The following is a 4,633-nucleotide window of genomic DNA, read 5'->3' as shown; positions in this document are numbered from 1 at the left end:
CGGCGAAATGGCAAAACCGGTGTCCAGCCCCGAATAAACCAGGCCATAGACCCGGCCTGTGGCGCCTTTGGGTGTGGCTTTCTTGATCATCATGTCGCGCGACGGCCCGCCAATGCCAACCGCAAAACCCGTGGCCGCCAGCACGACCATGGTCAGCGTGGCACCAAAAAAACCGGTGCCGCAGAGCGCCAGCAACACGGCCGCAGCCGACATGGACAAGGCCACCACGCGATCGCTGTGGCGCGACTTGGCCGCCACAAAACCACCCACAAACATGCCCAGGGCACCGCACAACATGTAAGCCGTGAGCGTCAGCGTGGCCGACTCAAAACTGATGCCGTGCATGGCCTTGAGAATGGACACCGAAAAACCCTGCACCACTGCCAGCGTCATGGTGGAAAGCAAAAAGAAGGCAAAACACCACCACACCACTGGCAGCTTCATGAACGCCATGCTGTGCTCGGCCGGGCTGTCAGCGTGGTGCGCCACCGCCTGTGTTTTGAGTTTGTCACGCTGCAACCACATCAGCGCCAGCACACCCACATACAGCAGCGCGGCCACGACATAGGCCGTGCGCCAGTTGCTCATCACGGTGACGGTGGCAAAAAAGACTGGCGCTGCCGCCCAGCCCAGATTGCCGGTGAGACCATGAGCGCTGAAAGCGTGACCCAGGCGCGGCGCCGACACACGCTGATTCAATATGGTGAAGTCCACCGGGTGAAAGGTTGCGTTGGCCAGGCCGGCCAACGCTGCCACCATCAGCAACCCGCTGTAACCCGTCACTGTGGAAGCCAGCAACGCCGCTACTGCAAACAGGGCCAGCGCCGCAAACAGCATGGGCCGCGCGCCCAGCTTGTCCACCACAAAACCAGCCGAGGCCTGGCCGATGCCCGACACCACAAAAAACACGCTCATGAGCGCGCCAAGCTGCGAAAAGCTCAGGCCGAATTCAGCCATGAACACCGGAAACAGCGGCGGCAGCAGCAAATGGCCAAAGTGCGAAGCCGCATGGGCCAGGCCCACCAGGCCGATGATGGTGGCGTCTTGCTTGAGGGGAACGGATAGGGCTAAGGTTTGGCAGGCTGCGGTCATGCCCGGATGGTAGCCTGACAGCCATTTTGCGCCTGCCTGATGGTCATTCAGACCTGGTCAAGCTCACCGCTGTCATCTTCACCATGGGAAACACACAAATGACCACCATTGACGCAGCTGCCGTTCAGCCAACGGGATCGAACCCAGGCCCGGCCAGCCACCCTGCCCGACCAGGTGCGCGGCGCGAGGGTGATGGCTGGCTGCACTGGATCAATATCAAACCATTCGGGGTCGAGCTCGGCACTGCTGGCCAAAAAGTGCAGGGCACGGATCACCTTGCGCCCGTTGTCAATCGACGATGGCAGCAAGATGTCGATATCTTCCGTGCTGCGGACAAAGCCGTTAAGACGCACCGCATGGCCCCCACCAGCACGTACTGCACGCCCTCGTCGGCAAAACGCCGCAACAGATCAAGCAGTTAATCAGGCTGTGCCATTGGCTTGAGCGGATGAATTAAGTCTGCGGGCCACCGCCAGCATGCGGGCATCGTCTTGCGCGTTGCGCTGGGCGTGCGTCATGCGGCTGACGCCACGCGGCACGGGCAAGGGGTTAGGCAACATGGCATCGAGCACACGTCCGCGCTGCCACGCCTCTTCAGGCGTGGCAGGCGGCTGGTTCAGCCCGAAGTTTTTGTGCCCGACGATGCGCATGAGGCACAGTATCGCAAATCACGCAAAGCTGAACTGCCCCGGCGCGCGGATCGGGTCCACATCGACGTGGATGGTGACCTTGGGCGCGAACTTGCCTTCCAGCAGCAGCTTGGACAATGGGTTTTCCAAGCGCTGCTGAATTGCACGCCTCAAAGGCCGGGCACCAAACACCGGGTCAAAGCCCACCTTGGCCAGCTCGGCCACCGCGGCCTCGCTCACCTCAAGCCCCAGCTCCATATGTTCCAGCCGCGCTTTGAGCACCGCCAGCTGGATGCGGGCAATGTCGGCAATGTGGCTGGCATCGAGCGAATGGAACACCACAGTTTCGTCAATGCGGTTCAGGAACTCGGGCCGGAAATGGTTCTTGAGTTCCCCCGTCACCGCTTCCTTGACGTCCTCGTAGTCCTGGCCAACCATGGCCTGGATCATTTGCGAGCCAATGTTGCTGGTCATCACGATCACCGTGTTCTTGAAGTCCACGGTGCGCCCCTGGCCGTCAGTCAGGCGGCCGTCGTCAAGCACCTGCAGCAGCACGTTGAAGACATCGGGGTGGGCTTTTTCGACCTCGTCAAGCAGCAGCACGCTGTAGGGTTTGCGGCGCACCGCCTCGGTCAGGTAACCGCCCTCCTCGTAGCCCACGTAGCCGGGGGGTGCACCGATCAGGCGCGCGACCGAATGCTTCTCCATGAACTCGCTCATGTCGATGCGCACCAGATGCTCTTCGCTGTCGAACATGAAGCCGGCCAGCGCCTTGCACAGCTCGGTTTTTCCCACGCCTGTCGGCCCCAGGAACAGGAAGGAACCCGTGGGCCGGCTCGGGTCACTCAGGCCCGAACGCGAACGCCGGATGGCGTTGGCCACCGCCGCAATGGCCTCGTCCTGGCCCACCACGCGCTGGTGCAACTTGTCTTCCATTTGCAGCAATTTGTCGCGCTCGCCCTGCATCATTTTGCTCACCGGGATGCCGGTGGCGCGGCTCACCACCTCGGCGATTTCCTCAGCACCGACCTGGGTGCGCAGCAGGCGCGGCGCGGCGTCTTCAGCGCGGTTGGTCTCCTTGTCCTGCGCCTCCTTGAGTTGTTTCTCCAGCTCGGGCAGCTTGCCGTATTGCAGCTCGGCCACCTTGTTGAAGTCGCCCTTGCGGGTGGATTCCTCGATCTGGAACCTGAGCTGGTCGATCTGCTCGCGCAGGTCGCCACTGCCCTGGGCGCTGGCTTTCTCGGCCTTCCAGATTTCATCGAGGTTGGCAATTTCCTTTTGCAGGCTGGTAATTTCCGCGTTGATCAAATCCAGCCGTTTGCGCGAAGACTCGTCCTTTTCTTTTTTGACTGCTTCGCGCTCGATCTGCAACTGGATCAGGCGCCGGTCGAGCTTGTCCATGACCTCGGGCTTGGAGTCCATCTCGATCTTCACCTTGCTGGCTGCCTCGTCGATCAGGTCGATGGCCTTGTCGGGTAAAAAGCGGTCGGTGATGTAGCGGTGGCTCAGCTCAGCGGCGGCGACGATGGCCGGGTCGGTAATGTCAACATTGTGGTGTTTTTCATAGCGCTCTTTGAGGCCGCGCAGAATGGCGATGGTGGCTTCCACCGTGGGTTCACCCACCAGAATCTTCTGGAAGCGGCGCTCCAGCGCGGCATCTTTCTCGATGTATTTGCGGTACTCGTCGAGCGTGGTCGCGCCCACGCAGTGCAGCTCGCCCCGCGCCAGCGCGGGTTTGAGCATGTTGCCGGCGTCCATCGCGCCCTCGGCCTTGCCGGCACCCACCATGGTGTGTAATTCGTCAATGAAAACAATGGTCTGGCCTTCGTCTTTGGCCAGGTCTTTGAGCACATTTTTCAGGCGCTCCTCGAACTCGCCACGGAACTTGGCGCCAGCCAACAGCGAGGCCATGTCGAGCGACAACACGCGCTTGCCCTTGAGCGACTCGGGCACTTCACCGGCCACGATGCGCTGTGCCAGGCCTTCCACAATGGCGGTTTTGCCGACACCGGGCTCGCCAATCAAGACCGGGTTGTTCTTGGTGCGGCGCTGCAGCACCTGGATGGCACGGCGAATTTCGTCGTCACGGCCAATCACCGGGTCGAGCTTGCCCTGGCGCGCGCGCTCGGTCAGGTCAAGACAGTATTTTTTGAGCGACTCGCGCTGGTCTTCGGCATCGGCGCTGTCCACGTTCTGGCCGCCGCGCACCACCTCGATAGCGGCTTCCAGGCTCTTGCGCGTCAGGCCGTTGGCGCGTGCCATGTCGCCCAGCGCGCCCTTGGCATCGGTCACCGCCAGCAAAAACAGCTCGCTGGCAATGAACTGGTCACCGCGCTTGAGGGCTTCCTTTTCGGTGGCTTGCAGCAGCTTGGCCAGCTCGGGGTTGACTTGCACCTGCTCCTGGCCGGTCACCTGCGGCAGGCGTTTGACGGCGGCCTCGGCGGCGGTCAACAGGCCCTGCACATTGACACCGGCGCGCTGCAACAGCGCCTTGGGGCCATCGGTCTGCTTGAGCATGGCCACCAACAGGTGCACCGGCTCGATGTAGGCGTGGTCCTGGCCCAGCGCCAGGCTTTGCGCGTCGCCCAGGGCTTCCTGGAATTTGGTGGTCAATTTATCTTGTCGCATGAGAGTTCCCTTCGAATTGGATTGTTCTCAAGATGAGGCCATTGCCCCGGGTTTCAAGCCCGCGCCTGCTACAGTTAGCGCTCATTGTCTGCTTGTGCGACGCCTCTAACTGCCTGGACTACCGCGCTTCCTTTTCCATGAACAACCCCGTCATTGCAAAAGTGACCGTCATTGCGAACGCAGTGAAGCAATCCATCTCCCTGGACTGCATGGACTGCCGCGCTTCGCTTTCCATGAACACCCCCGTCATTGCGTCATGAGTCGTCATTGCGAACGCAGTGAAG

The 4,633-nt window shown here is 61.5% G+C and carries 4 protein-coding genes; all 4 read right to left on the bottom strand.

Going from position 1 to position 4,633, the window contains the following annotated elements; all coding sequences use genetic code 11:
• On the bottom strand, positions 1 to 1,092 hold a 1,092-nt coding region (locus IBX54_RS12865), incomplete at its 3' end, for an MFS transporter (RefSeq protein WP_296543055.1).
• Positions 1,093 to 1,139: 47 nt separating this feature from the next.
• Positions 1,140 to 1,445: a hypothetical protein gene (locus IBX54_RS12860; RefSeq protein WP_296543054.1), complete on the bottom strand. Its 306-nt coding sequence runs from the start codon at positions 1,443 to 1,445 to the stop codon at positions 1,140 to 1,142.
• A gap of 69 nt (positions 1,446 to 1,514) precedes the next feature.
• Entirely contained in the window at positions 1,515 to 1,742 is a 228-nt protein-coding gene (locus tag IBX54_RS12855; protein WP_296543053.1) for a hypothetical protein, read from the bottom strand.
• An 18-nt stretch (positions 1,743 to 1,760) separates the two neighbouring features.
• The gene (gene clpB / locus IBX54_RS12850) at positions 1,761 to 4,349 is read right to left on the bottom strand and encodes an ATP-dependent chaperone ClpB (RefSeq protein WP_296543052.1); all 2,589 of its coding nucleotides are present in this window, start codon (positions 4,347 to 4,349) and stop codon (positions 1,761 to 1,763) included.
• Positions 4,350 to 4,633: the final 284 nt, after the last annotated feature.

The sequence above is a fragment of the Rhodoferax sp. genome, from assembly GCF_014859475.1.
Lineage (GTDB): Bacteria > Pseudomonadota > Gammaproteobacteria > Burkholderiales > Burkholderiaceae_C > Rhodoferax.
Note: the sequence above shows the minus strand (reverse complement) of the source record. Positions and strands in the feature narration are given on the sequence as shown.